The 25,101-nt window shown below is 65.5% G+C and carries 21 protein-coding genes; 18 read left to right on the forward strand and 3 right to left on the reverse strand.

What is annotated here, in order from left to right:
• The first annotated feature begins 103 nt into the window (after positions 1-103).
• From ACR9ZN_RS07065 to fhuF, 4 genes are read left to right on the forward strand one after another with little or no spacing between them, the layout of a single operon-like run.
• A complete protein-coding gene (locus ACR9ZN_RS07065) occupies positions 104-2,536 on the forward strand; it encodes a TonB-dependent siderophore receptor (protein ID WP_454817122.1) in 2,433 nt (810 codons plus the stop codon).
• Positions 2,530-3,438, forward strand: coding sequence for an ABC transporter substrate-binding protein (locus tag ACR9ZN_RS07070; protein ID WP_454817120.1), 909 nt, complete (start codon positions 2,530-2,532; stop codon positions 3,436-3,438). Before ACR9ZN_RS07065 ends, ACR9ZN_RS07070 begins: the two co-directional genes overlap by 7 nt.
• Positions 3,431-5,416 carry a Fe(3+)-hydroxamate ABC transporter permease FhuB gene (gene fhuB, locus ACR9ZN_RS07075; protein WP_454817118.1) on the forward strand — a complete coding sequence of 662 codons (1,986 nt, stop codon included), beginning with the start codon at positions 3,431-3,433 and terminating at the stop codon, positions 5,414-5,416. The genes ACR9ZN_RS07070 and fhuB overlap by 8 nt, the downstream gene beginning before the upstream one ends.
• Positions 5,413-6,111: a siderophore-iron reductase FhuF gene (fhuF, locus tag ACR9ZN_RS07080; RefSeq protein WP_481271759.1), complete on the forward strand. Its 699-nt coding sequence runs from the start codon at positions 5,413-5,415 to the stop codon at positions 6,109-6,111. Before fhuB ends, fhuF begins: the two co-directional genes overlap by 4 nt.
• 7 nt (positions 6,112-6,118) lie before the next feature.
• Here fhuF and ACR9ZN_RS07085 read toward each other — a convergent pair whose 3' ends face one another.
• Both ACR9ZN_RS07085 and ACR9ZN_RS07090 read right to left on the reverse strand, forming a co-directional pair.
• Positions 6,119-6,802: a phosphoribosylanthranilate isomerase gene (locus ACR9ZN_RS07085; RefSeq protein WP_454817114.1), complete on the reverse strand. Its 684-nt coding sequence runs from the start codon at positions 6,800-6,802 to the stop codon at positions 6,119-6,121.
• A gap of 12 nt (positions 6,803-6,814) precedes the next feature.
• Positions 6,815-7,681, reverse strand: a complete 867-nt coding sequence (locus tag ACR9ZN_RS07090; protein WP_481271760.1) for a MurR/RpiR family transcriptional regulator — start codon at positions 7,679-7,681, stop codon at positions 6,815-6,817.
• Positions 7,682-7,823: 142 nt separating this feature from the next.
• On the opposite strand from ACR9ZN_RS07090, the gene ACR9ZN_RS07095 reads away from it, so the two are divergent.
• Genes ACR9ZN_RS07095 through ACR9ZN_RS07115 form a run of 5 tightly spaced genes read left to right on the forward strand, consistent with a single transcriptional unit; the run spans position 7,824 to position 13,120 of the window.
• Positions 7,824-9,074 (forward strand): ABC transporter substrate-binding protein, encoded by a 1,251-nt coding sequence (locus ACR9ZN_RS07095; RefSeq protein ID WP_481271761.1) that lies wholly within the window; start codon positions 7,824-7,826, stop codon positions 9,072-9,074.
• Positions 9,075-9,105: 31 nt separating this feature from the next.
• Positions 9,106-10,020, forward strand: coding sequence for a carbohydrate ABC transporter permease (locus ACR9ZN_RS07100; protein ID WP_481271762.1), 915 nt, complete (start codon positions 9,106-9,108; stop codon positions 10,018-10,020).
• Positions 10,021-10,022: 2 nt separating this feature from the next.
• Positions 10,023-10,859, forward strand: coding sequence for a carbohydrate ABC transporter permease (locus ACR9ZN_RS07105; protein ID WP_441771676.1), 837 nt, complete (start codon positions 10,023-10,025; stop codon positions 10,857-10,859).
• 19 nt (positions 10,860-10,878) lie between these two features.
• Positions 10,879-12,078, forward strand: coding sequence for a trans-sulfuration enzyme family protein (locus ACR9ZN_RS07110; protein ID WP_454817106.1), 1,200 nt, complete (start codon positions 10,879-10,881; stop codon positions 12,076-12,078).
• A 40-nt stretch (positions 12,079-12,118) separates the two neighbouring features.
• On the forward strand, positions 12,119-13,120 hold the full coding sequence (locus tag ACR9ZN_RS07115; protein WP_481271764.1) for a carbohydrate kinase family protein: 1,002 nt from the start codon (positions 12,119-12,121) through the stop codon (positions 13,118-13,120).
• Between the two features lie 6 nt (positions 13,121-13,126).
• On the opposite strand, the gene ACR9ZN_RS07120 is transcribed toward ACR9ZN_RS07115, so the two are convergent.
• Positions 13,127-13,888, reverse strand: a complete 762-nt coding sequence (locus tag ACR9ZN_RS07120) for a potassium channel family protein (RefSeq protein WP_481271765.1) — start codon at positions 13,886-13,888, stop codon at positions 13,127-13,129.
• Between the two features lie 302 nt (positions 13,889-14,190).
• Between ACR9ZN_RS07120 and ACR9ZN_RS07125 the strand changes: the two genes are divergently transcribed.
• The 9 genes from ACR9ZN_RS07125 (at position 14,191) to ACR9ZN_RS07165 (ending at position 25,081) form a co-directional block, all read left to right on the forward strand.
• Positions 14,191-15,726 carry an ABC transporter substrate-binding protein gene (locus ACR9ZN_RS07125; protein WP_481271766.1) on the forward strand — a complete coding sequence of 512 codons (1,536 nt, stop codon included), beginning with the start codon at positions 14,191-14,193 and terminating at the stop codon, positions 15,724-15,726.
• A gap of 343 nt (positions 15,727-16,069) precedes the next feature.
• The gene (locus ACR9ZN_RS07130) at positions 16,070-17,689 is read left to right on the forward strand and encodes a serine hydrolase domain-containing protein (RefSeq protein WP_454817100.1); all 1,620 of its coding nucleotides are present in this window, start codon (positions 16,070-16,072) and stop codon (positions 17,687-17,689) included.
• A 125-nt stretch (positions 17,690-17,814) separates the two neighbouring features.
• A complete protein-coding gene (locus tag ACR9ZN_RS07135; RefSeq protein WP_481271976.1) occupies positions 17,815-19,347 on the forward strand; it encodes an ABC transporter substrate-binding protein in 1,533 nt (510 codons plus the stop codon).
• Positions 19,348-19,516: 169 nt separating this feature from the next.
• A complete protein-coding gene (locus ACR9ZN_RS07140) occupies positions 19,517-20,458 on the forward strand; it encodes an ABC transporter permease (RefSeq protein ID WP_454817098.1) in 942 nt (313 codons plus the stop codon).
• The gene (locus tag ACR9ZN_RS07145; protein WP_454817096.1) at positions 20,458-21,321 is read left to right on the forward strand and encodes an ABC transporter permease; all 864 of its coding nucleotides are present in this window, start codon (positions 20,458-20,460) and stop codon (positions 21,319-21,321) included. The genes ACR9ZN_RS07140 and ACR9ZN_RS07145 overlap by 1 nt, the downstream gene beginning before the upstream one ends.
• Positions 21,322-21,324: 3 nt before the next feature.
• The gene (locus ACR9ZN_RS07150) at positions 21,325-22,551 is read left to right on the forward strand and encodes an amidohydrolase/deacetylase family metallohydrolase (protein ID WP_481271767.1); all 1,227 of its coding nucleotides are present in this window, start codon (positions 21,325-21,327) and stop codon (positions 22,549-22,551) included.
• Positions 22,548-23,567: an ABC transporter ATP-binding protein gene (locus ACR9ZN_RS07155; protein WP_434960069.1), complete on the forward strand. Its 1,020-nt coding sequence runs from the start codon at positions 22,548-22,550 to the stop codon at positions 23,565-23,567. Before ACR9ZN_RS07150 ends, ACR9ZN_RS07155 begins: the two co-directional genes overlap by 4 nt.
• On the forward strand, positions 23,564-24,556 hold the full coding sequence (locus tag ACR9ZN_RS07160) for an ABC transporter ATP-binding protein (RefSeq protein WP_481271768.1): 993 nt from the start codon (positions 23,564-23,566) through the stop codon (positions 24,554-24,556). Before ACR9ZN_RS07155 ends, ACR9ZN_RS07160 begins: the two co-directional genes overlap by 4 nt.
• A gap of 33 nt (positions 24,557-24,589) precedes the next feature.
• Positions 24,590-25,081, forward strand: a complete 492-nt coding sequence (locus tag ACR9ZN_RS07165) for a RidA family protein (protein WP_434960067.1) — start codon at positions 24,590-24,592, stop codon at positions 25,079-25,081.
• Positions 25,082-25,101 lie beyond the last annotated feature (20 nt).

The following is a 25,101-nucleotide window of genomic DNA, read 5'->3' on the forward strand; positions in this document are numbered from 1 at the left end:
TCAGTGAGCCCCTCCCTCGAACGTGAAGACCATGGAGGCCGGTAATCCGCAGGTGCCAAGACCGCGGTTTGCCGGTGATCGATGATCGAGGGGACAGGTTGCGATGAGTAGGCATGGCGTGAGGCGTGTGGCCGGGAGTATGGCGGCCGCCATGCTGTTGGCTGCGACGGCGGCAAGCGTGGGAGTGTCCACGGCTCGGGCTGAACAGCCCGCGGGACAGCGTTTCAGCTTCAACATCCCGGCGCGGCCGATCCCCCAGGCGCTGAACGAGATCGGGCGCATCTCGGGTCTTTCCGTGGTCTTCCGCGAGAACAATCCCATCAGAACGCTCGGTCGCCCGGTTCGCGGTTCGCTGACCGTGCAGCAGGCGCTTGCCAGGCTGCTGGCGGGGTCCGGCCTGAACTATCGCTTCAGCAATGCCACCACCGTCACCGTCCTTTCCGCCGACATCACCGCAAGCATCGGCGGGGCCGAGAACGCCAATGCCATCGAACTCGATCCGGTGACCGTCTACGGCCAATCAGCCTGGGCCCCGGTGCAGGGCTATGTCGCCCGCCAGAGCGCGTCGGGCACCAAGACCGATACGCCGATCATCGAGACGCCCCAGTCCATCACCGTCGTGACCAAGGACCAGATGGTGGACCAGAAGGTCACCTCCCTTTCCGACGTCCTGACTTACACCCCGGGAGTCGGCATGCAGTCGCAGGCCTTCAGCCGGATGACGGATGACGTCATGCTGCGCGGCTTCGATGTCGCGACCGGCAATGGCGGCATGCTGCGTGACGGCATGAAGCTGCAGTCCAATGTCTATGACAGCTCCCAGGAGCCCTACGGCCTGGAGAGGGTCGAGGTCTTGCGCGGCGCCTCCTCGGTGCTCTATGGCCAGCTCGCGCCGGGCGGGGTCATCAATGCCATTTCCAAACGCCCCACGCCGACGCCCCTGCACGAGATCAATCTCGAATATGGCAGCTATGACCGCAAGCAGGCGTCCTTCGACTTTTCCGATGCCCTGAGTGCCGACGGAACCCTGCGCTACCGCCTGACCGGCCTGGTCCGGGACGCCGACACCTGGGTCAAGCACATACCGGACGACAAGGTCTATATCGCGCCCGCCATCACCTGGCAGCCGAACGATGCCACGTCCCTGACGCTGCTGGCGAGCTACCAGCACGTGAATACGCGCTTCATCACGCCGCTCTACTGGAGCGATGTCGCGACCGGTCGTATCCCGCGCAAGCTGTTCCTGGGTGAGGAATCCTTCGATCGTTTCGTCGGCGATGCCTATACGATCGGCTATGCCTTCGAGCATCGTTTCGACGAGACGCTGAAGCTGCGCCAGAATGCCCGCTACTACTATTCCGACGTGCGCTGGGACTACATGCAGGCAGGTCTCCTGCCGGTTACCAACGGCCAGCTCGCGCGGCGGGCCAGCGCCCGAACCGAGCGCTCCTACGGCATTACCGCCGACACCTCGATCGAAAAGAGCTTCGAGACCGGCCCGCTCAGCCACACGCTCCTGGCCGGCTTCGACTATTACCGCCGCAGCTACGACTCGCACCGCTATCGCGGCTCGATCGTCCCGCTCAATATCGACAACCCCGTCTATTCCGGTTACCCGGTCATCAACTATGCCGTCGATCGCGGCAGCGACAATCTCAGCGACCAGTTCGGCATCTATCTGCAGGACCAGATTCGTCTGGGCAACCTGACCGTATTGCTCGGCGGGCGCCATGACTGGAGCCGTGCAACGGTTCTGAACTACCAGACCGGCGCCAAGACGAACCAGGACGACAGCGCCTTCACCGGCCGCGCCGGGCTGGTCTACCGCTTCGACAACGGCATCGCGCCCTATGTCAGCGTCAGCCAGTCCTTCGCACCGCAACTCGGCCTGGATTCACGCAGCGGCACGGTGCTCAAGCCCAACAAGGGCCTGCAATATGAGGCGGGCGTGCGCTACCAGCCGCAGGATACCAACCTGTTGCTCAGCGCCGCCGTCTACGAGCTCACCCAGCAGAATGTCAGCAGCTTCGACGCTTTCGGCGATGTCTACCAGGTCGGCAAGGTCCGCTCGCGTGGCATCGAGCTGGAAGCCCATTCCTCCTTCGGCAATCTCGACCTCGTCGCCAGCTACGCCTTCACCGACAGCAAGACCCTGCAGAGCGCGGTTCCTTCCACGGTGGGCCGTCCTGTGGATCTCGTGCCTCGTCATTCCGCCGCCCTGTGGGCCGGCTACAAGCTGGACGACCTCGGCATACGCGGGCTGAAGATCGGCGGCGGGCTGCGCTATGTCGGGGAAACCTATATCGCCGACAGCATCGATGTATTGGGAACACCGACCCACGTGCCGGACTATCTGCTGGTCGATGCCATGGCGAGCTACGATCTCGGCGTGATCGACAAGAGGCTCGACGGTGCCAGCCTGACCGTGAACGCGCGCAACCTGTTCAACAAGAAGTTCTACACTTGCGCCGGTTCGACGGGGTGCCGCTATGGGGAACCGCTGACGGCAACCGCGACGCTGTCCTATAAATGGTAGCTCTTCCGCCAGGGCAGGCCGCCGTGCGGCGCGACCTGCTGTGCGCTGCTCTGGCTCTCCCTTTCATCGCCCTGATGGGAACTCCGGCACGTGCGGCGAGCCCGCCTCGCCTGGTCGCGCTGGATCTTCTGGCGACCGAGCTTCTCGTCTCGCTCGGCATCAGCCCGGTCGCGGTGGCCAATGTCGCCCTGTATCGCAGGCTCGTCGCACAGCCGGCGCTGGCCGAGGAAGTCCTGGACCTCGGCCCCCTGCTGGAGCCCAACGCCGAGCTCCTGCAGGCGATCCGGCCTGATGCCATCGTGCTGGCCGCCTGGCAGGCCGGCCCGCTGCGCCGCCTGCGGGAGATCGCGCCGCTGTTTCCCCTCGATGCGGCTTCGGCCGGCAAGTCCGGTGTCGGCCAGGCGATCGAGCTGCTCGGCCGACTGGCGGAACTGACCGGCCGGACGGAAGCCGCACAAGCGCTGACATCGCAGCTGGAAACGGTCTTCGCCGATGCACGCGCAGCCCTCGCCGGGCGGACCCGGCGTTCCCTTTACGTCGGCCGCTTTGCCCAGGACGGCCGCACGGTCGCTCTGTTCGGGGGAACCGGACTGATCGGCGACAGCCTGTCCCGGCTCGGCCTGATCAATGCCTGGAGGGGCCGGGTGAACGGATCGGGCGTGATCTCGGTGGGCATCGACCAGTTGGCGGGCGATCCCGAGGCCCGGATCGTGCATTTCGATCGCGGCGAGGAAACCAGCAATGCCCTGGCCCGGCTTGCCGACAATCCGCTCTGGCGAGCACTGCCCGCCGTCAAGATGAACAGGGTGACGATGATGCCGGTGATCTACCCCAATGGCGGCGTCGCCTCGGCGATGCGCTTCGCACGCCAGCTCGCGGAGAGCCTGCCGCGTGATGCCTGAGTCCCGACAAGCCTCCGGCGGCCATGGCAGGATCTTCGGCTGGATCTTCGTCAGCTGCGCTCTCATCGGCCTGGCAGGGGCCCTGTTCCTGCTCAACCTCACCCGCCTCGTTCCACCCGCAGGTTGGCCGGCCCTGCTGGCCGGCAGCGACGACCTGCGCTCGATCATGGCCCGGGATGGGCTGCTGCCCCGTTTTTGCGTCGGTCTCCTCAGCGGCGGCGCGCTGGGACTGGCCAGTGTGGTTCTCCAGCAGGTGCTTCGCAATCCGCTCGCCGAGCCGGGAACATTGGGGATCTTTGCCGGGGCAAAATGCGCTATCGCCGCCGCCATCATCTGGGCTCCCGGCCTGTTGTCCCTGGGTTGGGACCTGCCGGCGCTCGCCGGTGGCATCGGCGTGGCCGTTATCGTCCTGCTGTTCTCGGCCCGATCCAATTTTGCACCGGCCACGGTAACCCTGGTGGGGCTGATCGCCTCGCTCTCCTTCGGCGCTTTCGGCACCATGCTGGTACTCACCCATTTCGATGCGCTGGGCGATCTCTACATCTGGGAGGCCGGTTCGCTCATCCAGAACGGCTGGGGGCCGTTGCTGGCGCTGGCACCGAAGCTCGGTCTGGTGTCGCTGGCGGTCCTGCTTCTCCTGTCTCCTCTCTCGGTCATGCAGATCGATGGTGCGGAGCGGCTGGGCGTGCGCACATCGCTGGTCAGAGCGGCGACCCTTTTCGCCGCTGTCGGCCTGAGCGCGCTGGTCGCGAGCGCGGTCGGCCTGATCAGCTTCCTCGGTCTTGCCGGTGCGGCCATCGCGCGCAGCGCCGGCGCCAGGCGGCTGACCACCCGCATGATTGCCGCGCCCCTGATTGCCGCCGGACTGCTGGCCTTGACGGACCAGGCCCTGCTGGCGCTGACAGGCGGCATCGAGATTCCAGCCGGCATTGCCGCCATGCTCCTCAGTATTCCCCTGCTGCTCTGGATGCTGCAACGCGCGCCGGCAGCAAGAAGCGCTCTTGCCATGGTAACCGTGCCGATACGTTTGCAGGTCGGCACCGGCCCGGCCTTTACGGGCCTCGGTGCGGCTCTTGTACTGAGTTTGGCCCTCGCCGCTATGCTCGGCCCCGGGCCTGACGGCTGGCAATTCGCCCATGGCAAGCTGCTCACCGACCTGTCGATCTGGCGGCTGCCGCGCATCACGGCCGCCTGCTGCGCCGGCGCCATGCTTGCCATGGCGGGCTCCCTGCTCCAGCGCCTGACCCGCAACGAGATGGCAAGCCCGGAACTCCTCGGCATTTCGTCGGGAACCGCCCTGATGCTTCTGGTGGCAACCTTGTTCCTGCCGGGCCTCGACCGCTATGGCACGGCCGCGCTTTCCTGCCTGGCCTGCCTCGCCATTCTGGCCTGCGTGCTCTGGCTGGGCCGGCGCTCGGCCTTCGCCCCCGACCATCTTCTGCTGATCGGAGCGGGCCTCGGCGCATTGCTGGCCTCGCTGCTATCGATCCTGCTCGTCATCGGCGACCCCCGTATCCTGCGGGTGATCGGCTGGCTGTCGGGCTCGACCTATTCGGTCGATGCCGCCGAGGCGCGCGCTATCGCCCTGGCAACGGCCCTCGCCTTGTTGTTGCCTTTGCCCCTGGTGCGCTGGATCGGCCTTATGCCGCTGGGCGAGCCGGTCGGCCGCTCGCTCGGCGTGCCGATCGCCGGTGCGCGCCTCGCCATCCTGCTGGTCGTATCCATTCTGACCGGCATCGCCACCCTGTTCGTGGGGCCGTTGAGCTTCGTCGGCCTGATGGCGCCCCATATGGCGCGACTTCTGGGAACCAGGACCGCATTGGCGGAAATCTACGGCTCGGCTCTCATCGGCGCCGTCCTGATGGTCCTCGCTGACTGGGTGGGCCGTACCATCGCCTTTCCCTGGCAGATCCCGGCCGGGCTGATCGCCACCGGCCTCGGCGGCGCCTATTTCATCATGGCGGCCTGGAAGCGGTGACCACCACGCTCGCCACCATCTTCCGGGGACCGCTCGCCTTCCTCGCCGACAATCTGGCTCTTGGCGACGACGCCCGCCCCTTCATTCCCGCGGCCGCACTGGTCGAGGGAGAGGGGCTGTTGCATCTGCTGGCCCGATTCGCCGGGAACTACGACAGGCCGGAGCCGATCGCCGTAGCGACGCTCTGGTCGAAATGGCACTTTTCGATCCTGATCCCGCCTGTCTTGGCCGCGAATATCATCGCCGACTGGAGCCTGCCGATCGGAATCGGCGAGATCGGCGTGATCACCTCCGAAGACGGCCGGACCGCCGCCCTGCGCCTGCCGGATGCGGGAGACCGTCTTGCCCCGCACACGATCCGCGAGCGCTTCGCAGAGCTGGTCGATGGCCATCTCACCCCGATGATCGCGGCGATCTCGCGGGCGAGCGCCCTGCCCCGGAAGGTCTTGTGGAGCAATGCCGGAACCATCGTCGAGCACAGCCTGGACGAGCTCGAGACATTCCTGGGAACGGATCATCGAGGGTTGTCCCAGGCCCGCACCCTGCTGGCGACACGGCGATGGGAAGACGGCGCGAGCAATCCGCTGTTCGAGCCCGTCCGCTACAGTGCCGAAAAGGGGCGCAGGCGCCGGATCTGCTGCCTGCGCTATCGCATGGACGGCCTCAAGCTGTGCAAGACCTGCCCACTTTACTGAGGGCTGCTCAGGCAGCAGCCGCCCGTGCCGCCGCGACGAAGGCGGCAACCTTGGCCGGATCCTTGCGAAAGCCGCCCGAGGCCAGCGGGCTGTTGGTGTGGGTGAGCGAATCCACCGCCCAGGGACGCACGGCGCGAATGGCCTCCCCGACATTGTCCGGGCCGAGGCCGCCGGCCAGGATGACGGGAAGCTTGCTGCGCACGACGATCTCACGGCTGAACGACCAGTCATGCGTCACGCCGGCCGCGCCGATACCGCCGATATGGGCGGCCACCGAATCGAGGATGAAGATATCCGACACCGGCTCGAAGGCTGCGGCATGGTCGAGCGCCTCGGGGCCCGTCATCGGGATCGCCTGCAGGATCTTCAGCCCCGGATGGCGCGCGAGAAGCTCGCTCCGCAACGCCTTCACCACCTCGGGCGTGACCTTGGCGATATCGCCGCACAGATGCAGCACGTCCGGCCTGACGGCATCGACCATGGCGGCGATCGCTTGCGGGTCGGCCTCCACTGACAAAGCGACGCGCGTCGCCTTGCCCGCGAGGGCATCGACGATCTCGCGCGCTACCTCATTGCTGATCTCCCCGGGAAGGCCGCGATTGGAGGGCGTCACGCCCAGGCAATCGACACCGAGCGCAGCCAGCTCGAGCGCCTCCGCGGCGGTCTGCATCGTGTAGATCTGTACTTTCATGATTGGCCTTGTTCAGATGGATTTGGGGAGGATGGCATTGACCATGCGCTCCTCGTTGAGCTGAGCCGTTTCGGGCGCACGCGCGACCAAAGCGGCATAAAGGGCATCGACCAGCGTCAGCTGCGCGATCTGTGCGGCCATCGGCTCGCTGCGCAGTTCATGGGAGACGCTGACCAGCACGACATCGGCAAGGCGCGCCAAGGGCGAACGCCGGTTGCCGGTGATGCACAGGGTGGAGGCGCCCTGCGTCCTGGCTTCCTGCAGGAGGAGCACGGGATCGTTGGTGATGCCGGAATAGGAAATGACCACGGCAAGGTCCCCCGGCCCGAGCAGGGAGGCGTGCATGAGCTGGAGCTGCGAATCGACCGGTGCGTCGCAGCGCAGGCCCAGGCGAAAGCAGCGCTGATAGAGGGCCTGGGCGACGATGCCGGAACCGCCGATGCCGCCAATCAGGATATGGCGGGCGCCGGAGACGAGTTCGAGAGCGCGGGAGAAGTCGCCCCGGTCGAGCATCGACAGGGTGTCGCCGATGGCCTGGATGTTCGCATTGAAGACCCGGCTGGCCCAGCGGAGGTCGCCATCGGTTCCGGCTGCGCCCTCATCGGGCCTGGCTATCGAACGCTCGCCCGTATCCCGGACCAAAGCGAGCTTGAGATCGGTGAAGCCGGCAAAGCCCGCGGTACGGCACATGCGCAGGACCGTGGTATCGCTGACCTCGACCGTCTGGGCGATGGCCGACATGGATTGGCGGATCGCCAGATCGACATGATCGAGGACCCACAGCGCCACCCGCCGTTCCGATTCCGACAGTGCAGGCAGCGCGCTGCGCAGCCGGCTCGTTGCCTGCCCCCCAGCCGCGCTCTTGGCTTGATCGATCATGCCTGCCTCGAATCTTGCACTCGCCGTCCAGCTCCTAGCACAGCTTTGTTTGTGGTACTACTGTAGACATGTCCACATCAATGTGGCACCACTTCAATCAATCGAACCGAGCATTCGGAACCGGTGGGGAAGGATTGAAGACATGCGTTTTCGCGCACTCGCACTCGGCATCGCCGCGTCCTTGGCGATGAGCCTGTCGGCGCTGGCGGGCGAGCTGACCTTCTGGCACGCCTATTCGGGGCAGAAGGACAAGGTCGACTTCATTACCTACGCCCTGGACGAATTCGCCAAGGCCCATCCCGACATCAAGCTCAACGTGGTGGCGGCCGAGCAGTCGGCCTACAAGACCAAGCTCAACACCGCCATGGCCTCCGGCAACCCGCCGGACGTGTTCTACACCCTGCCCGGCGGCTTCCTCGGCGCCTTCGTGGCCGGTCACCAGATGTATGCGCTCGACGCCGATCTCGCCAAGGATGGCTGGGGCGAGAGCTTCCTGCCGACGGCCCTGGCGCAGACCAGCATCGGCGGCCACGCCTATGCCGTGCCGATCGACATCGATGCCGCCGTGTTCTGGTACAACAAGGCTCTGTTCGCCGAGAAAGGCTGGACGATTCCGACCAGCTACGACGAATTCCTGGCCCTGTGCGAGAAGATCAAGGCCGACGGCCTCGTGCCGATGGCGCTGGGCAACAAGGATTCCTGGCCGGCCACCTTCTGGTTCCAATATCTCGAAATGCGCCTGAAGGGGTCGGGCCTGGTTTCCGACATCGTGGCGGGCAAGGCCGACGTCGCTCTCGGTCCGGAGGCCACCGAGGCCTTGACCCGCATCGCCAGCCTGTCCTCCAAGGGCTATTTCCCTGTCGGCTTCAACGGCATGAGCGACCAGGAAGCCAATATGCTCTTCCTCAACGGCCAGGCCGCAATGATGCTCAACGGCACCTGGCAGATCGGCGCCTCCGCCGACGCGCCTGAGGGCTTCGAGCTCGGCTTCTTCCCCTTCCCGACGGTGGCCGGCGGCAAGGGCAATCCCGGCGACGTGCTGGGCGGCGTCGCGGCGGCCTTCGGCATCGCCGAAAAGACCGCCAACAAGCAGGACGCGGTCACGCTGCTGCGCTTCCTCACCTCGCCGGCGGTGATGACCAAATATGTCGAGCTGCGCAAGACCATGGTCACCGTCAAGGGCGCCACCACGCAGGCGGCCGCGGGACCGGTGCTCTACGCCATCAGCAATGATCTGATGAGCAAGGCCGGCAAGCTCGATCCCTTCTACGATACCGCCATGCCACCCAAGGGAACCGATGCCTACTACACCTCGCTCCAGGGCGTGCTCGACGGTTCGGTCGCGCCGGCCGATGCCGCCAAGCGCGTGGAAGAAGCCCTGAAGGCGAAATAAGACGCGCCTTCCGGGAAGGAGAGAGCATTTCATGGCAGCGCAGGAAGCAGAAAAGGACCCGTCGGCGGGCCGCGACGCGCGTTACGCGTTCGCCTTCCTGTTGCCGACGCTCATCCTGGTCGGCCTCTTCGTCGCCTATCCCGTGCTGCATTCGGGCGTGCTGTCCTTCTACCAGTGGAACGGCTCGGCCGCCCCCGTCTTTGTCGGCCTCGACAATTTCGTCCGCCTGGCCAGTGACGGCTTCTTCTGGGCGGCTCTCGCCCGAAACCTCGCCGTCGCCGTCTCGGCCATCGTCCTGCAGGTGCTGCTCGCCCTCGCCATCGCCTATTGCCTGGTGCGCGTGGTCGGCGCAGCCGGGCGCTTCTTCCTGTTTCTCTATCTCGTCCCGGTGATCGTCAGCGAAGTGTGCATCGGCCTGCTCTGGCGCTTCATCTACAACCCTTATTTCGGGCTGCTCAATGCCGGGCTGAAGGCCGTCGGCCTCGGCAGCCTCGCCTCGGGCTGGCTCGGTCAGTCTTCCACAGCCTTCGCCGCCGTGGTGGCAGTGATGAGCTTCACCTATCTCGGGCTCTACGTGCTCCTGTTCGTGGCGGCGATCCGCAACGTGCCCGAAAGCGTGTTCGAGGCGGCCGAGCTCGACGGGGCCGGCCATTGGCGTTCCTTCGTCTCGGTCACCGTGCCCATGGTGTGGGACACGGTGCGAGCCAATGTCCTGCTCTGCATCATCGGCTCGCTGAAGACTTTCTCCCTGGTCTTCGTGTTGACCAATGGCGGTCCCAACCATGCCAGCGAAGTGGTCTCCACCTATCTCTACAAGGTCGGCTTCAACGCCTTCGAGATGGGCTATGCCGCGACCATCGGCTTTGCCCAGATGCTGCTGACCGCCATCGGCGCCTTCATCATCTTCCGCTCGCTGCGCGGCCGCGCCGCCGGCAGGGAGGCGTGAGCATGCCGGCCCTGTCCCGCTGGAGCCCGACGCGCCTCGGCGTCCTCGCCTTCCTGTCGCTCCATGTGGCGATCGTGGTGTCTCCCTTCGCCTGGATGGCCTACAGCACGCTCAAGACCAACAAGGAATTCATGCGCTCGGTGTGGTCGCTGCCGTCAGCCCCGAGCCTGGACGCCTTCGCCCAGGCCTGGAGCAATGGCGCGCTCGGCACCTATTCCCTGAACTCGCTGATCGTGATGGCCGGTTCGACCCTGCTGGCCGTCGCCGCCGCCACGGCTGGCGGCTATGGGCTCGCCGTCTACCGCCCGCGCTGGCTGGCCGGCGTCGAGGCCGGATTGATGGTCGCCATGGCGATTCCCGCTTATGTTGCGCTCGTGCCGCTGGTGGTGGTGCTGCGCACCATGGGCCTGCTCGACACCCATCTCGGCGTGATCCTGCCGACTGCGGCCTTCAACGTGCCGGTGACGCTGTTCATCATGCGCGCCTTCTTCGTCACCCTGCCGCGCGAACTGATGGACGCGGCACGTATCGACGGCTGCAGCGAATTCGGCATTTTCTGGCGCATCGCGGTGCCGCTCGCCCGGCCGGCCATGTTCACCGCCGCGATCGTCAACATGATCTGGGTGTGGAACGACTTCCTCTTCCCGCTCGTCTTCATCAACACGCCGGCGAGGAAGACGCTGCCGGTCGGCCTGGCCGATTTCGTCGGCGAGCACATCACCAACTATCCGGTGATGTTGGCCGCCATCTTCATTGCCGCCCTCGCCCCGCTCGTCCTCTTCGTCCTGTTCGAACGCCAGATCACCGCCGCCCTGACCGGCGGCGCCGTCAAGGAATGACACCTCAAGGAGTGCCCGCATGTCGTCCAAAGAGCTCGATTTCGCCAGCCGCGCCGTGTTCTATGCGCCCGAGCCGGAATCGCAATCGATCAGCTATCCCATCTACATGTCGGCCAATTTCCAATATGCCGGCGACATCTACGACCAGATCGTAGCCGGCGCGCGCAAGGACGTGAACATCTACAGCCGCTGCGGCAATCCCACCGAATACAAGCTCGAGGAACATCTGGCGCAGTTGACCGGGGCGGATGCCTGCCTTGCCACGGCCTCGGGCATGGCCGCGATCTCGCACGCGCTGTTCGGCATCCTCAAGGCCGGCGACCATATCGTCACCGACCTCACCACCTATTCCAGCACGCACGAATTCTTCGACCATCGCATCGGCGATTTCGGCATTACCGTCAGCTTCGTCGACACCACCGATCCCGTCCAGGTCGAGCGCGCCTTTACCGACAAGACCAAGGTGCTCTATTTCGAGGCGCTGGCCAATCCGACCATGAAGGTGCCGCCGATGCGCAAGCTGGTGGAACTCGCCCATAGTCGTGGCATCGCGGTGATCTGCGACAACACCTTTGCCAGCCCCGCGGTATGCCAGCCGCATGCCTTCGGCGTCGACGTGGTGGTGGAGAGTGCCACCAAATTCATCGGGGGCCACAACGACGCCGTCGGCGGCATCATCACGCTCAAATCCGAGATCCTGCCCAAGGATTGGCTGGAGGACGTACGCTGGAACACGCTCAACAAGCTGGGCGCACCACTCTCGCCCTTCAATGCCTGGCTGCTGCTGCGCGGCGCCCAGACCCTGGCGCTTCGGCTCGAAAAGCAATGCGCCAACGCCGCCGCCCTCGCCCGCTATCTGGAAGGGCATGACAAGGTCAAGCGCGTGTTCTATCCGGGCCTGCCCTCGCACCCCAACCACGCCACGGCCAAGGAGCAACTGCGCAATTTCGGCGCGATGCTGTCCTTCCAGGTGGAGAGCGAGGAGCACGGGGTGCGCCTGCTCAAGCGGCTGAAGCTGTGCTCCTTCGCCGCCAGCCTCGGCGGCCTGCGCACCACCACGCAGATGCCGGGCACCATGGCCTTCCTCGACATCCCCTCGCAGGAACGCCAGGCCATGGGCATCGTCGACGGCCTCGTGCGCTTCTCGGTGGGGATCGAGCATGCCGACGACATCATCGCCGACGTCGCCCAGGCCATCGACCAGATGCACATCGTCTAGAATAGCCTCGCCCCAGCCTATGAGTGCCCAAGGAGAGATCGTGCCGGCAGTGGCAGTCCTCGGCGACATCAATGTCGACCTGACGCTCCAGGTCCCCACCTATCCGCCGGAGGGCGGCGAGGGCATCGCCGAGCGCCAGAGCCATGGCCTGGGCGGCTCTGCCACCAATACCGCGCGGATCCTTGCGGGCCTCGGCTTGCCGGTGCACTTCATCGGCAAGACCGGCAAGGACAGCTGGGGCGACTGGTGCCTCGGTGCGATGAGGCAGGCCGGCGTCGAGACAGGATGGGTGCGGCGGGACGAGGCGGAACCCACGCAGCTCAACGTTGTGGTGGTCAGCGCAAGCGGCGAGCGCACCATGTTCGCCTATCGGGGCGCCAATGTGCGGTTGAGGGCGGATGAGGTCGATCCGGCCGCCCTGGCCGGCACGGCTCTTCTGCACCTGTCGGGCTATGCCTTGCTGCAGGCGCCGCAGCGCGAGGCCGCCCTTTGCGCGGTCGCGCAGGCGGCGTCTGCGGGTATTCCAGTCAGCCTCGACATCCCCGCCGGCATTACCGGCACCATCAAGGAAACGGTGCTTGCCCTTCTGCCCACCATCGACACGCTGTTCCTCGGCGAGGCTGATGCCCGTCTGCTCGGCGCCTCCACCGATGGGCCAGCTCTCGATCGGGTCGCCAGAAACCTCATCGAGGCGGGTGCCAGGGATGTCGTGATCAAGCGCGGCGCCCGGGGGTCGCTCCTCCATAGCCGGCAACAAAAACTCGTCTCGCCAGCCGCCAGGATCGAGGCCGTCGACACCACTGGTGCCGGCGATGCTTTCGCCGCCGGCTATCTCTTCGGCATCGTCAACGACTTGTCACCGGCCGGCGCCAGCGCCCTTGCCAATGCCGCCGGTGCCATCGCGGCCACGACCCTCGGTTCCGGCGCCGACGCCGTCGATCGCCAAACCCTGTTGGCGATGATCGGGAGCATGGGTATCGAGTCCTCGCAGGCCGGCAGGATCGCGGCACTTCTGGGTGTCGCACCCGTTAGGCCGGATTGACCGACTTCAGTCCCCGTCATCCGGGATGTTCAGGACATGGCCGCAAGCCTTGCAGTGCACCGCATCCGTCTCATGCCGCGAGAGCCCGCATTGGGGGCAGCTGAAATTCACCTTGTGCGGCCGCACGATCGCCTGGGCAAGGCGGACGAACAGCGACACGCCGATGATCATGGCGACGATGGAGGTGAGCTTGCCGAGATTGCCGGGCAAGGTGATGTCGCCAAAGCCCGTCGTCGTCACCGTGGCGACGGTGAAGTACAGGGCCTGGACATAGCCATCGAAGCCGTTGCCGTAGAACATGGTGTAGACGAAGCTGGAGATCAGGAACAGGAACACCGTGAGATCGATCGCGGCGCGCAACGTGTCTTCCATCTGCCGGTAGCCCGACTTGCGCAGCGCCAGCGTGAACAGATTGCTCTTGCTCAGCGACCAGATGCGCAGCACGCGCAGGAACAGGTTGGAGAAGAAAGCGGGTACCAAGAAGGTGGCGAGAATGGCGACATCGATCCAGGTCATCGGCCGCAACGCCCATTTCTTCAGGCTGGGCGCAACGAGGGCGCTAGCGGCGAGTTCGAGCACGATGATCGCCGCGACGACGGCATTGATGGCCGTATGCCAGGTCTCGTTCTTCATGCTCGGCCCGGCGATGAAGAAGACGAGAATGCCGACATCGATGACGAAGCGCAGGATCTGGAAGCAGACGGCCCGCCGGCTCGAGCCGAAATAGAGCCCCCGGAGCGTATGGCGGATCTCAGCAAGCGCAATCATGCCGCTTTTCCTCTCGACCAGGGGTCTCCTTGTCCGACCGGATATTGTGCGGGATTCGGACGGGGCCAAAGCGCGTTTGGGCGGAAACGCTGCCCTACCCTAACGTCGCGCTTCGCCGAGTCCCTACGATTCTTGTTCATCCGCGCCGTTTACTCACAAGGTTGCGCAAGCTCGCCATCCTCTTCGGTACACACGCTCGCGCTATAAGCTGCCGGTAACATCTTGACGACGTCGGAAGAGGATGCAACCTTAGTCCCTAAATAAGATATATATTCCATTATAATGAAGTCTGGGGAAGATCCATGAAGCGTGCGCTCAGTCTGGCCGTGGCTCTTGCTGCGCTGTTATTGCCGGCAATCGGCCCGGCGGTGGCGGGGCCTGAGAAAGGCGGTGTCGTCGACGTCGCCACCATCGGCGAACCGCCGACGCTCGACCCGATGGCGAGCGCTACCGACATCGTCGGCATGGTCGGCCAGCACATCTTCGAAACCCTGTTCACCTTCGATCGCAACTGGAACGTCACGCCGCTGCTGGCCGAAGCGCTGCCCACGGTGAGCCCGGATGGCAAGATCTATGAGATCAAGCTGCGCCAGGGCATCACCTTCCACGACGGCAGTGCGATGGATTCTGCCGATGTCGTCGCCTCCCTCAAGCGCTGGCTGACCGTTGCCTCCCGCGGCCAGCAGGTCGCTCCGCTGGTCGTCGATATCGCTGCCGCCGACCCGCTGACGGTCCGCATCACGCTCAAGCAGCCCTATTCGCCACTGCCCGCTTTGCTCGCCTTCAACAATTCGGCCGCCGTGATCCTGCCATCCGAGGACCAGGACACGCCGCTCAAGCAGGTCATCGGCACCGGCCCCTACAAGCTCAAGGAGCGCAAGCCCGATCAATATATCCAGCTCGTGCGCTTCGAGGGCTACCGCTCGCGTGACGGCGAGCCCGACGGTTATGGCGGGGCGCGCAAGCAATATCTCGACGAGATCCGCTTCGTACCGGTTCCCGATCCCAATACCCGCATCGAAGGCGCGGTCTCCGGCCAATTCGGCTATGCGGACTCGCTGCCCGTCGAGCAATTCGACAAGATCAAGTCGGGCAAGTCGGAGCCGGTGCTGCTCGAACATTTCGGCTGGCCGATGATCCGCATGAACGCCAAGCAGGGCGTCCTTGCCGACATGCGCGTGCGCAAGGCGGTGCAGCTCGCGCTCAGCGAGAGCGACATGCTGGCGGCCGCCTTCGGCGACACCAAATTCTATGCCGTCGATGGCGCCATGTATCCGGAAGGCTATCCCTGGCGCACGGATGCTGGCGTCGAAGGCAACTATGATATCGCCGACGCCGAAAAGGCCAAGGCCGAACTGAAAAAAGCGGGCCTCGGCGAGGAGGTGCCGCTGCGCATCCTCACCAGCCGCCAATATGAGTTCCACTACAAGATGGCGCAGGTTGCCGCCGAATATCTCAAGCTCGCCGGCTTCAAGGTGAAGATGGATGTCGTCGACTGGGCGACACTGGTCCAGCAGATCCAGAACCCGGCATCCTGGGACATCTTCATCACCCACAGCCCCTTCCTGCCCGAACCCGCTTTGATCAACATCCTGGCGCCGGCCTCGGTCGGCTGGTGGGATACGCCCGACAGCCGGGCGGCGGTCGATGCCCTCAACGCCACCTCCGATCCAGCCGAGCGGGTCAAGCACTGGCAGCGCGTGCAGGAGCTGATCATGCAGGAAGCCCCGATCGTCAAGATCGGCGACTTCAACGCCCTCTCGGCCAAGTCGCCCAAGCTGAAGGGCTTCGAGCCCTCGCCCTGGCCGGCCTTCTGGAACGTCTATCTCGAGAAATGAGTCGCCTGCGGCGGCGCTGCCGTCGAGGTCGCGCAGCACCGCCCTGTAAGAAGGCCACGGCATGCTGACATCTCACGCTTTCCAGATAAAGCAGCGACGGATGGGGAAGGGTGGCACTACCACGCCAACGATGGCTGGATTTGTACCACTCTCCCCCACCCGACCTCGCTTCGCTCGCCACCCTCCCCGAAGCCGGGGAGGGAATCGCGCGCTCCAGCCGACTTGGTCGAGATGTGTGCATGTCGTAGCGCAAACAGGGTGAGTAGCTGCTGCGACGCAAGTCACCGTCGGGAATGACAGTGTTTTCAATGCCCAAAGCCACTTTGCCAGAAAGTCGCATGCCATGACCACCTCTTCCCTTGCCCCGGCCGCCGTCGCCGAGATCGATGCCCTCTTCGCGCCCTGGGCCAGCGAGACCTCGCCGGGCTTCATGGCGGCGGTGACGCTCGGGGACGTCGTTGTCTATCAGCGCTGCGCCGGCATGGCCGACCTCGCCCATGGCGTCGCGCTGTCGCCGACCTCGGTCGTGCGCATCGCTTCCCAGAGCAAGCAGTTCACCGTGCTGCTGACCCTGATGATGGAAGCGGAAGGCAAGCTCTCGCTCGACGACGACGTGCGCGAGCATTGCCCCTGGCTGCCCGCCTATGAGCAGCCGATCACCTTGAGGCACCTGGCCGCCAATACCAGCGGCCTGCGCGACATTCTCGACACCATGATCCTGGCCGGCATTCCGATCCTGGCCCCCTCCTCGCGCGCCACCGCACGCGCCATCGTCGCCCGCCAGAAGGGCCTCAACTTCCCGCCCGACACCGATCTGCTCTACTCCAACAGCAATTTCCTGCTGCTGTCGGAGATCCTCGAACAGGTCTCGGGCCTCTCCTTCAACGATCTCCTGCGCGAGCGCATCACCGGTCCCCTCGGCATGCACGACACCAGGCTGATGGCCCGCGACGACGAGATCTATCCGCGCCTCGCCACCCATCACCGCCGCGGCCCCGGCGGCACCTGGCTCAAGGCGGCCTGGGGCATCGCCATCGGCGGCGAGGGCGGGCTGGTGTCGAGCCTCCAGGACATGCTGGCCTGGCAGGCCAATCTCACCCGGCCCAGGATCGGCGACGCTGCGATGATCGCCCGCATGGAGGCGCCCGGCGCGCTGATCAACGGCATCCCCTCCCCCTACGGCCTCGGCCTCGTCACCAACCTTCACCGCGGCCTGCGCTGCGTCGGCCATAGCGGCTGGATCGCAGGCTCGCGCTCGGAATCGATCCGCATCCCCGACCGGGATCTCGGCATCGTCCTCCTCGCCAATCACGATGATTTCTCGCCCTATGCCCTGACCCGGCGCATCGCCGACATCGTCCTGGGCCTGGAAGGCGGGCCGGCGCTGTCACCCTCTGCGATCGCCTTGCTCAACGAGTGCGCGGGCACCTATCGGGAGGACGGCACCAGCGCCCTCCTGCGCATCGCCAGCGAGAGCGGCACGCCCAGCCTGGTGTCCAGCATGGGGGCAGCAGAGCTCGAGGAGGTGGCGCAGGACCGCTTCCGCCCCCGGGCGGGGCTGGCGCCCTATGATCTCCTGGTTCAGGCAGATGGCAGCATCGAGACCGAAAAATTCGGACGCCGCCGCCGGTTCAGGCTCGTCGAGACTCCACCAGACCGGAGCGTCCTGCCCGCGGGACGCTATCGCGACGAGACGAGCGGGCTGGAGGCGAGTTTCCATCGCACCGCCGACGGCCCTGGCCTGCGCCTGTCCTCGCCTTTCGGGGCGCTCGATCTCGGCCTGGAACCCTGCGACCACGATCTCTTCCTCGCCCATCCGGCCAGCCGGGAGACGCATGACGCCTGGCGGGCGGCGCCGTGGGAACTGCCCTGGCTGTTCAGCGTTCGCTGCCTAGCGGACGCCATCATCCTCAATTCCGACCGCAGCGCCGACATCGTGCTTCACCGCCTGGCCAATGCCTGAACCGCCCCCTGCAGAGGCCCGCCAAGACGAAGCGGCTTGACCAAACACGGCATCGAGGGCATAGTGATACATAAATAAGTTATAGATTACATAATAATGTAACAAAGGGATGCAATATGGGACGCTTGGCACGACTGACTGCCCTGCTTGCACTGACATTGCTTCCGGCCGCCGGACCGGCATGGGCGGAACCCACTAAAGGTGGCGTCATCGATGTCGCCACCGTCGGTGAACCGCCTACGCTCGACCCGATGGCTTCGACCGCCGACCTTGTCGGCATCGTTTCCCAGCATATCTTCGAAACGCTCTTCACCTTCGACAAGGACTGGGGCGTGACCCCGCTGCTGGCCGCCGAGATGCCGAAAATCTCGGTCGACGGGTTGACCTACACCATTCCCCTGCGCACCGGCATCAAGTTCCATGACGGCTTGGTGATGACCTCCGCCGATGTCGTCGCCTCGCTGCAACGCTGGACGAAGATCGCTACGCGCGGCAAGCAGACGGCCGAGATGATCGCAGCCATCGACGCAACCGACGATCACACCGTCAAGATCACGCTCAAGAAACCCTATGCACCGTTGCTCGCCTTGCTCGCCTTCAACAATGCCGCGGCGGTCATCATTCCGGCCAAGAATGCCGGGCAGGATCCCCTGACCAGCTTCATCGGTACCGGACCCTACAAGCTCAAGGAGCGCAAGCCCGACCAGTTCATCCAGCTCGCGCGCTTCGACGAGTATGCGTCCCGCCCGGGCGAGCCCAATGGCTATGGCGGCGCACGCAAGCAATATCTCGACGAGATCCGCTTCGTGCCGGTCCCCGATCCCAATACCCGCGTCGAGGGCGCCGCATCAGGCCAGTTCGCCTATGTCGACTCCCTGCCCGTCGAGGCTTTTGACAAGATCTCCAAGGGCAAGACCGCCCCTGTCCTGCTGAAACCCTTCGGCTGGCCGGTCCTCTTCATGAACAACAAGGAGGGCCTCGCGTCCGACATCCGCATCCGCAAGGCGATCCAGGCAGCGCTCTCCCCACAGGACATGATGCTGGCCGCCTTCGGCTCGGAGGAATTCTTCTCGGTCGACGGCGCCCTCTATCCCAAGGACTATCAGTGGCATACCGAAGAGGGAACTGAGCCCTACAAGCCGGAGGGTGACGTCGAGGCGGCGACCGCCTTGCTGAAGGAGGCGGGCTATGACGGCTCCAAGCCTCTGCGCATCCTTACCAGCCGCCAATACGAGTTCCACTACAAGCTGGCACAGGTCGCCGCCGAATATCTCAAGGCGGCCGGCTTCAAGGTCGAGCTCGACGTGGTGGAGTGGGCCACGCTGACCAAGAACCGCACCGATCCCAAATTGTGGGACATCTACATCACCCACAGCCCTTTCCTGCCCGAGCCGTCGCTGACCGGCTTCATGTCGGACACCTCACCCGGTTGGTGGGTCTCGGACAAGAAGCACGAGGCACTGGGCGCCTTCAACGCCGAGTCCGATCCCGCCAAGCGGCTGGCCCTGTGGCCGGCCGTCCAGAAGGCCTTCTATGACGAGGCGCCAGCCTACAAGGTCGGCAATTTCAACGCCCTCGCCGCCCAGGCCCCCAACCTGAAGGGCGTCACGCCGGCCCCCTGGCCCTATTTCTGGAACGCCTATCTGGAAGGCAAGTAAGGCCCCCTGCGGCCCCTGAAACGACCAGTGCCTGTATGGGCTGACATAGTCTCCTTTTCTCTCCCGGGGAGGCTTGAGAGCGGGCACCAGCCGACACCGGCGGTGCCCGCGATCCCGCTCACATCGCCTCGTCACGCTCTCCGGCCTCGAACAACGCAAGGCTCCATCGATGCTGCGCACGATTCTCCACCGCCTTCTCGGCATGATCATCGTGATGGCCCTCGTCGTGACGATCGTGTTCATCATCGTCCGGGTCACGCCGGGCGACCCGGCCGCCATGATGCTCGGGCCCGACGCGTCCGAGGCGGACATCGCCGCCTTGCGCACCAAGCTCGGCCTGGACGGCCCGATCATCACCCAGTTCGCCTATTACGTCCTCGGCCTTGTGCAGGGTGACTTCGGCCAGTCGATCTTCCTCAACCAGCCGGTGACGCAGGCTCTCGCCGCCCGCGCCGAGCCGACCTTCTTCCTCACGCTGTTCTCGCTGCTGATTGCCAGCGTCATAGCCCTGCCGGTCGGCATTCTCTCGGCCTATTGGCGCGGCTCGCTGTTCGACCAGGCGGCGACCACGCTCGCCATGTTCGCCGCCAGCGTGCCGAGCTTCTGGCTCGGCCTCGTCCTCATGCAGATCTTCGCGGTGAAGCTCGGCTGGTTCGACACGTCCGGCTATGGCGGACCAGGCGCCTCCTTCGGCGAGCGCCTCAATCACCTGGTGCTGCCGGCGGTGGCACTGGGCGTAGTGAGCTCGGCCCTGATCACCCGTTTCACCCGCGCCTCAATGCTCGACGTGCTTTCGGACGACTATGTCCGCACGGCCCGTTCCAAGGGCATGAGCGAATGGCGCGTGGTGATCAGGCATGCCTTCAAGAATGCGCTGATCCCGATCCTCACCGTCATCGGCCTGACCGCGGCGCTGCTGATCTCCGGCGCCGTGGTGACCGAAACCGTGTTCGGCGTGCCGGGTATCGGCAATCTCGTGGTCTCCGCCGTGCTCCGGCGCGACTACCCCGTGATCCAAGGCGCGCTGCTGGTGATTGCCGGGCTCTATGTCCTCGTCAATTTCGGCATCGACATGCTCTATCTGCTCATCGATCCGAGGGTGCGCTACTAATGGCTGCCATCACCTCCTCCTACCAGGCAGCGCCCGGCCTGCTGTCGCGCCTGATCAGACGGCCGACCGCGTTCATCGGTCTCGCCGTTCTTGCCATCATCGCCCTGGCCGCGATCCTCGCGCCGCTGATCGCGCCTTATTCGCCGACCAAGCTCTCGGTCGCCAATCGCCTGAAGGGACCGAGCCTCGCCCATCTGTTCGGCACTGACGATCTCGGCCGTGACATCTTCACCCGCATGCTCTATGCGGCTCAGACCTCCCTGTCCGTCGGCCTCGCCGTGGTGGTGCTGGCCTCGTTGATCGGCATTGCGCTCGGCCTCACCGCGGGCTTCTTCCGGGAGGCCGATACCCCCCTCTCGCGCGTGATCGACGCGATGATGGCCTTCCCCGACATCCTCCTGGCCATCGCACTGGTCGCCGCCCTGGGCGCATCGGCCATCAACGTCATCATCGCGCTCGGCATCGTCTATGCCCCGCGCCTCGCCCGCGTGGTGCGCGCCTCCACTCTGGTGATTCGGGAACTGCCCTATGTCGAGGCCGCCCGCGCTCTTGGCGTGCCGACCTGGAAGATCCTGCTGCGCCACGTGCTGCGCAACGTCACCTCGCCGCTGCTGGTGCAGGGCACCTTCATCTTCGCCAATGCCATCCTCGCCGAAGCGGGCCTATCCTTTCTCGGCGTCGGCATTTCGCCCGACACGCCGACCTGGGGCACCATGATCAGCGTCGGACGCCAATTCATGGACAAGGCAGGCTGGCTGATGTGGTTCCCGGGGGCCGCCATCGTCGTCACCGTGCTGTCGCTGCAACTGGTCGGCGACGGCCTGCGCGATCTCCTCGATCCGCGCCTGGCAAAGGATATCTGAGCCATGATCGGCAACCGTTTCCCTCAGGCCGACCGGCCGCTGCTCATCAAGGGTGCCAGGACCATCGGCTTCACCGCCGCGCCGTCCGGCACGCCCCTCGACATCCTGGTCGACCGCGAGGGTCGCATCGCCGAAGCCGCTGCCTCGATCGCGGCCGGCGACGACGTTCGCGTCATCGATGCCGGAGGTCGCTTCCTGTCACCGGGCTGGACCGACCTTCACGTCCACGTCTGGTATGGCGGCACCGACATTTCGCTCAAGCCCGAGCAATGCGGCGCCGCGCGCGGCGTCACCACCATGGTCGATGCGGGCTCGGCCGGGGAGGCCAATTTCCACGGCTTGCGCGAGTTCATCATCGAGCCGGCGCGCGAGAACGTCTACGCCTTCCTCAATCTCGGCTCGATCGGCCTGGTCGCCTGCAACCGGGTGAGTGAACTCATGGACATCCGCTCCATCGATTTCGAGCGGATCATCGCCACCGTCGAGCAGAACCGCGACGTCATCGTCGGCCTGAAGGTGCGCGCCAGCCACGTCATCACCGGCGGCTGGGACCTCACGCCCGTCAAGCTCGCCAAGAAGCTCGGCCGCATTCTCAAGCTGCCCTTGATGGTTCATGTCGGCGAGCCGCCGCCGCTCTATGACGACGTCCTCGGCCTCTTGACCGAAGGCGACATCGTCACCCATTGCTTCAACGGCAAGGCCGGCAGCTCGATCCTTGAGGATGAGGACCTCTATCGCCTCGCCGAAGAGGCGGCGGAGCGCGGCATCGTGCTCGATGTCGGCCATGGCGGCGCCTCCTTCTCCTTCGACGTGGCCAAGGCGGCCCTGGCGCGCGGCCTGCCGCCGCGGACCATCTCGACCGACCTGCACAACCGCTCGCTCGACGGGGCGGTGTGGGACATGGCCACCACCATGTCGAAGCTCCTCTCGCTCGGCATGAAGCTGGAAGAGGTCATCGCCGCCGTGACCACGGCGCCGCGCCGGGCCATCGGCCTCAAGGCGGACGGGTTGCTGGACAAGGGCCAGCCGGCCGAGTTCACGCTGTTCGATGTCGCCGACGCCGATCTCACCGTCAAGGACTCGCAGGGCGCGCTCAGCCGGCTCACCCAGGTGTTCGAGCCGCGCCAGGTCGTCCTGGGCGCCGAGGTCGTTGCCGCCCAGCGCTATGTCCCGGCCCAGGCGCCGACGACCGGCAAGCACGCCTGCCCTCATTGCGGATGGCAGTCATGACAGGCTCGACCGCGCCCGACACCATCCTTTCCGTGCAGGACCTGCGCACCTGGTTCGTTAACAAGCGCTTCACCGCCAAGGCGGTGGATGGGGTGACCTTCGATCTCAAGCGCGGCGAGACGCTTGCCGTGGTGGGTGAATCCGGTTCCGGCAAATCCGTCACCAGCCTGTCGATCATGGGCCTGCTCTCCAGGCCCGGCATCATCGCCGGCGGCAAGATCCTGTTCCGCGATCGCGCCGGCGGCGTGCACGACCTCGCCGCCTTTAAGCCCCGCCAGTTTCGCCGCATGCGCGGCCGGGAGATCGCCATGATCTTCCAGGAGCCGATGACCAGCCTCAATCCGCTCTACACGGTGGGCGACCAGATCGGCGAGATGATCGCGCTGCACGAGCCGGTCAACCGCCGGGAGGCCCGCCGCCGGGCGCTCGCCATGCTCAAGCATGTCGAGATACCGGATGCCGCCTCGCGCCTCGACGACTACCCCCACCAGATGTCCGGCGGCATGCGCCAGCGCGTGATGATCGCCATGGCCCTGTCCTGCAACCCGTCTTTGCTGATCGCCGACGAGCCGACCACCGCCCTCGACGTCACCATCCAGGCCCAGATCCTCGACCTGCTGCGCCGCCTCCAGGCCGAATTCGGCATGTCCATCCTGTTCATCACTCATAATCTCGGCGTGGTCGCCGAGATCGCCCATAATGTGGTGGTGATGTATGGCGGCCGGGTGGTCGAGCAGGCGCCCGTCATCGATCTCTTCGCCCATCAGCGCCACCCCTATACCAGGGGCCTGCTCGCCTGCACGCCGAACGCGGCGCGCGACATCGATGCCAGCGGCGAGCGCCGGGCCCTGCATTCGATCCCGGGCAATGTGCCTGCGATCACCGCTTTGCCACCGGGTTGCGCCTTCGGACCGCGCTGTTCCCTGGCGCTCGAGGCTTGCAGCGCCGCCATTCCCGACCTGGTCGCGACCGGAGCAGCCAGCTTCTCGCGTTGCATCCGGAGCGCCGAGCTATGACCACAGCCCCCTCTCTCCAGGCCGCGGCCGACACGCCCCTGCTCAGCGTGCAGAACCTCACCAAGCATTTCCCGGCTCGCAATGGGCGCATCGTCCATGCGGTCGAGGACGTCAGCTTCGACGTCAAGCGCGGCGCGACGGTGGGCCTGGTCGGCGAATCCGGCTCGGGCAAGACCACCGCCGGCCGCTCGGTGCTGCGCCTGGTCGAGCCGACCTCCGGCAAGGCGATCTTCGCCGGCGTCGACCTGTTCGGCCTCAGCGCCAGAGAAATGCTGGCCTATCGACGCCGGCTGCAGATCGTCTTCCAGGATCCCTTTTCCAGCCTCAATCCGCGCATGCGCATATCAGCCATCATCGGCGAGGCGCTCGATACCTGCGGCTATCCCCGCGGCAAGGCACGCGCCGACCGCGTCGCCGAACTGCTCAGCCTGGTCGGCCTGCCGCCCGAATATGCCACGCGCTTTCCGCATGAATTCTCCGGCGGCCAGCGCCAGCGCATCGGCATTGCCAGGGCCATCGCGGTCGAGCCCGAATTCATCGTGGCCGACGAACCCGTCTCGGCCCTCGACGTCTCCGTCCAGGCCCAGGTCCTCAACCTGCTCGGCGATCTGCAAAAGAAGCTCGGTCTGACCATGCTGTTCATCGCCCATGACCTCTCGGTCGTCGAATATCTGTGCGACGAAGTGGTGGTGATGTATCTCGGCCGTGTCATGGAGCGGGGCCCGAGCCGGCAGGTCTATGCCGCTCCCCGCCATCCCTATACCAAGGCGCTGCTGGCGACCGCGCCGGTGCCCGACCCCACGCGCCAGCGCATACGCGTGCCGCTGCAGGGCGACATCCCCAGCCCGATCGCGCCACCCTCGGGCTGCGTGTTCCGCACCCGCTGCCCATCCGCCGCGCCGGCCTGCGCCGCCACCATTCCGCCGGTCGAGCATATCGGCGGCGGGCACCACGTCGCCTGCATCCGCCAAACCGAGCTTTTCGCATGACGACGGCGCTTTTCGCATGATTGGAGTATTTCAATGACCATTTCCGAGACCGTTCCGCGCCAGCAGGCCTCGCCCTATGAGCGGCTGGCAGCGCTCGGAATCACGCTTCCGATCGCGCCCACGCCGATTGCCAATTTCGTCACCCATGTGCAGGAGGGCAAGCTGCTGTTCCTGTCGGGCCAGGGCCCGAACGATGCCCAGGGCCGCTCCCATACCGGCAAGGTCGGCGCCGAAGTATCGGTCGAGGAAGCCTATCGGCACGCCCGCCTGACCGGCATCAACCTGATTGCCGTCATGCAGGACGCGCTGGGCGATCTTTCGCGGGTGCGCCGAGTGGTCAAGCTCTTCGGCATGGTGAACGCCGCGCCTGATTTCGCCGAGCATCCGGCCGTGATCAATGGCTGCTCGGACCTGTTCATCGAAATCTTCGGCGACAGCGGCATCCATGCCCGTTCGGCGGTCGGCCAGGGTTCGCTGCCCGGCCAGATCACCGTCGAGATCGAAGCCATCGTGGCGATCGACTGAACCATTTCCATTTTCGCCTT

The sequence above is a fragment of the Labrys sp. HAY1-8F genome (assembly GCF_056754975.1).

What these genes read in the sequence shown, in the direction of transcription:
- ACR9ZN_RS07065 (WP_454817122.1), top strand. Translation starts at nt 104, where the DNA reads ATGAGTAGGCATGGCGTGAGGCGTGTGGCCGGGAGTATGGCGGCCGCC.
- ACR9ZN_RS07070 (WP_454817120.1), top strand. Translation starts at nt 2,530, where the DNA reads ATGGTAGCTCTTCCGCCAGGGCAGGCCGCCGTGCGGCGCGACCTGCTG.
- fhuB (WP_454817118.1), top strand. Translation starts at nt 3,431, where the DNA reads ATGCCTGAGTCCCGACAAGCCTCCGGCGGCCATGGCAGGATCTTCGGC.
- ACR9ZN_RS07085 (WP_454817114.1), bottom strand. Translation starts at nt 6,802, where the DNA reads ATGAAAGTACAGATCTACACGATGCAGACCGCCGCGGAGGCGCTCGAG.
- ACR9ZN_RS07090 (WP_481271760.1), bottom strand. Translation starts at nt 7,681, where the DNA reads ATGATCGATCAAGCCAAGAGCGCGGCTGGGGGGCAGGCAACGAGCCGG.
- ACR9ZN_RS07095 (WP_481271761.1), top strand. Translation starts at nt 7,824, where the DNA reads ATGCGTTTTCGCGCACTCGCACTCGGCATCGCCGCGTCCTTGGCGATG.
- ACR9ZN_RS07100 (WP_481271762.1), top strand. Translation starts at nt 9,106, where the DNA reads ATGGCAGCGCAGGAAGCAGAAAAGGACCCGTCGGCGGGCCGCGACGCG.
- ACR9ZN_RS07105 (WP_441771676.1), top strand. Translation starts at nt 10,023, where the DNA reads ATGCCGGCCCTGTCCCGCTGGAGCCCGACGCGCCTCGGCGTCCTCGCC.
- ACR9ZN_RS07110 (WP_454817106.1), top strand. Translation starts at nt 10,879, where the DNA reads ATGTCGTCCAAAGAGCTCGATTTCGCCAGCCGCGCCGTGTTCTATGCG.
- ACR9ZN_RS07120 (WP_481271765.1), bottom strand. Translation starts at nt 13,888, where the DNA reads ATGATTGCGCTTGCTGAGATCCGCCATACGCTCCGGGGGCTCTATTTC.
- ACR9ZN_RS07125 (WP_481271766.1), top strand. Translation starts at nt 14,191, where the DNA reads ATGAAGCGTGCGCTCAGTCTGGCCGTGGCTCTTGCTGCGCTGTTATTG.
- ACR9ZN_RS07130 (WP_454817100.1), top strand. Translation starts at nt 16,070, where the DNA reads ATGACCACCTCTTCCCTTGCCCCGGCCGCCGTCGCCGAGATCGATGCC.
- ACR9ZN_RS07140 (WP_454817098.1), top strand. Translation starts at nt 19,517, where the DNA reads ATGCTGCGCACGATTCTCCACCGCCTTCTCGGCATGATCATCGTGATG.
- ACR9ZN_RS07145 (WP_454817096.1), top strand. Translation starts at nt 20,458, where the DNA reads ATGGCTGCCATCACCTCCTCCTACCAGGCAGCGCCCGGCCTGCTGTCG.
- ACR9ZN_RS07150 (WP_481271767.1), top strand. Translation starts at nt 21,325, where the DNA reads ATGATCGGCAACCGTTTCCCTCAGGCCGACCGGCCGCTGCTCATCAAG.
- ACR9ZN_RS07155 (WP_434960069.1), top strand. Translation starts at nt 22,548, where the DNA reads ATGACAGGCTCGACCGCGCCCGACACCATCCTTTCCGTGCAGGACCTG.
- ACR9ZN_RS07160 (WP_481271768.1), top strand. Translation starts at nt 23,564, where the DNA reads ATGACCACAGCCCCCTCTCTCCAGGCCGCGGCCGACACGCCCCTGCTC.
- ACR9ZN_RS07165 (WP_434960067.1), top strand. Translation starts at nt 24,590, where the DNA reads ATGACCATTTCCGAGACCGTTCCGCGCCAGCAGGCCTCGCCCTATGAG.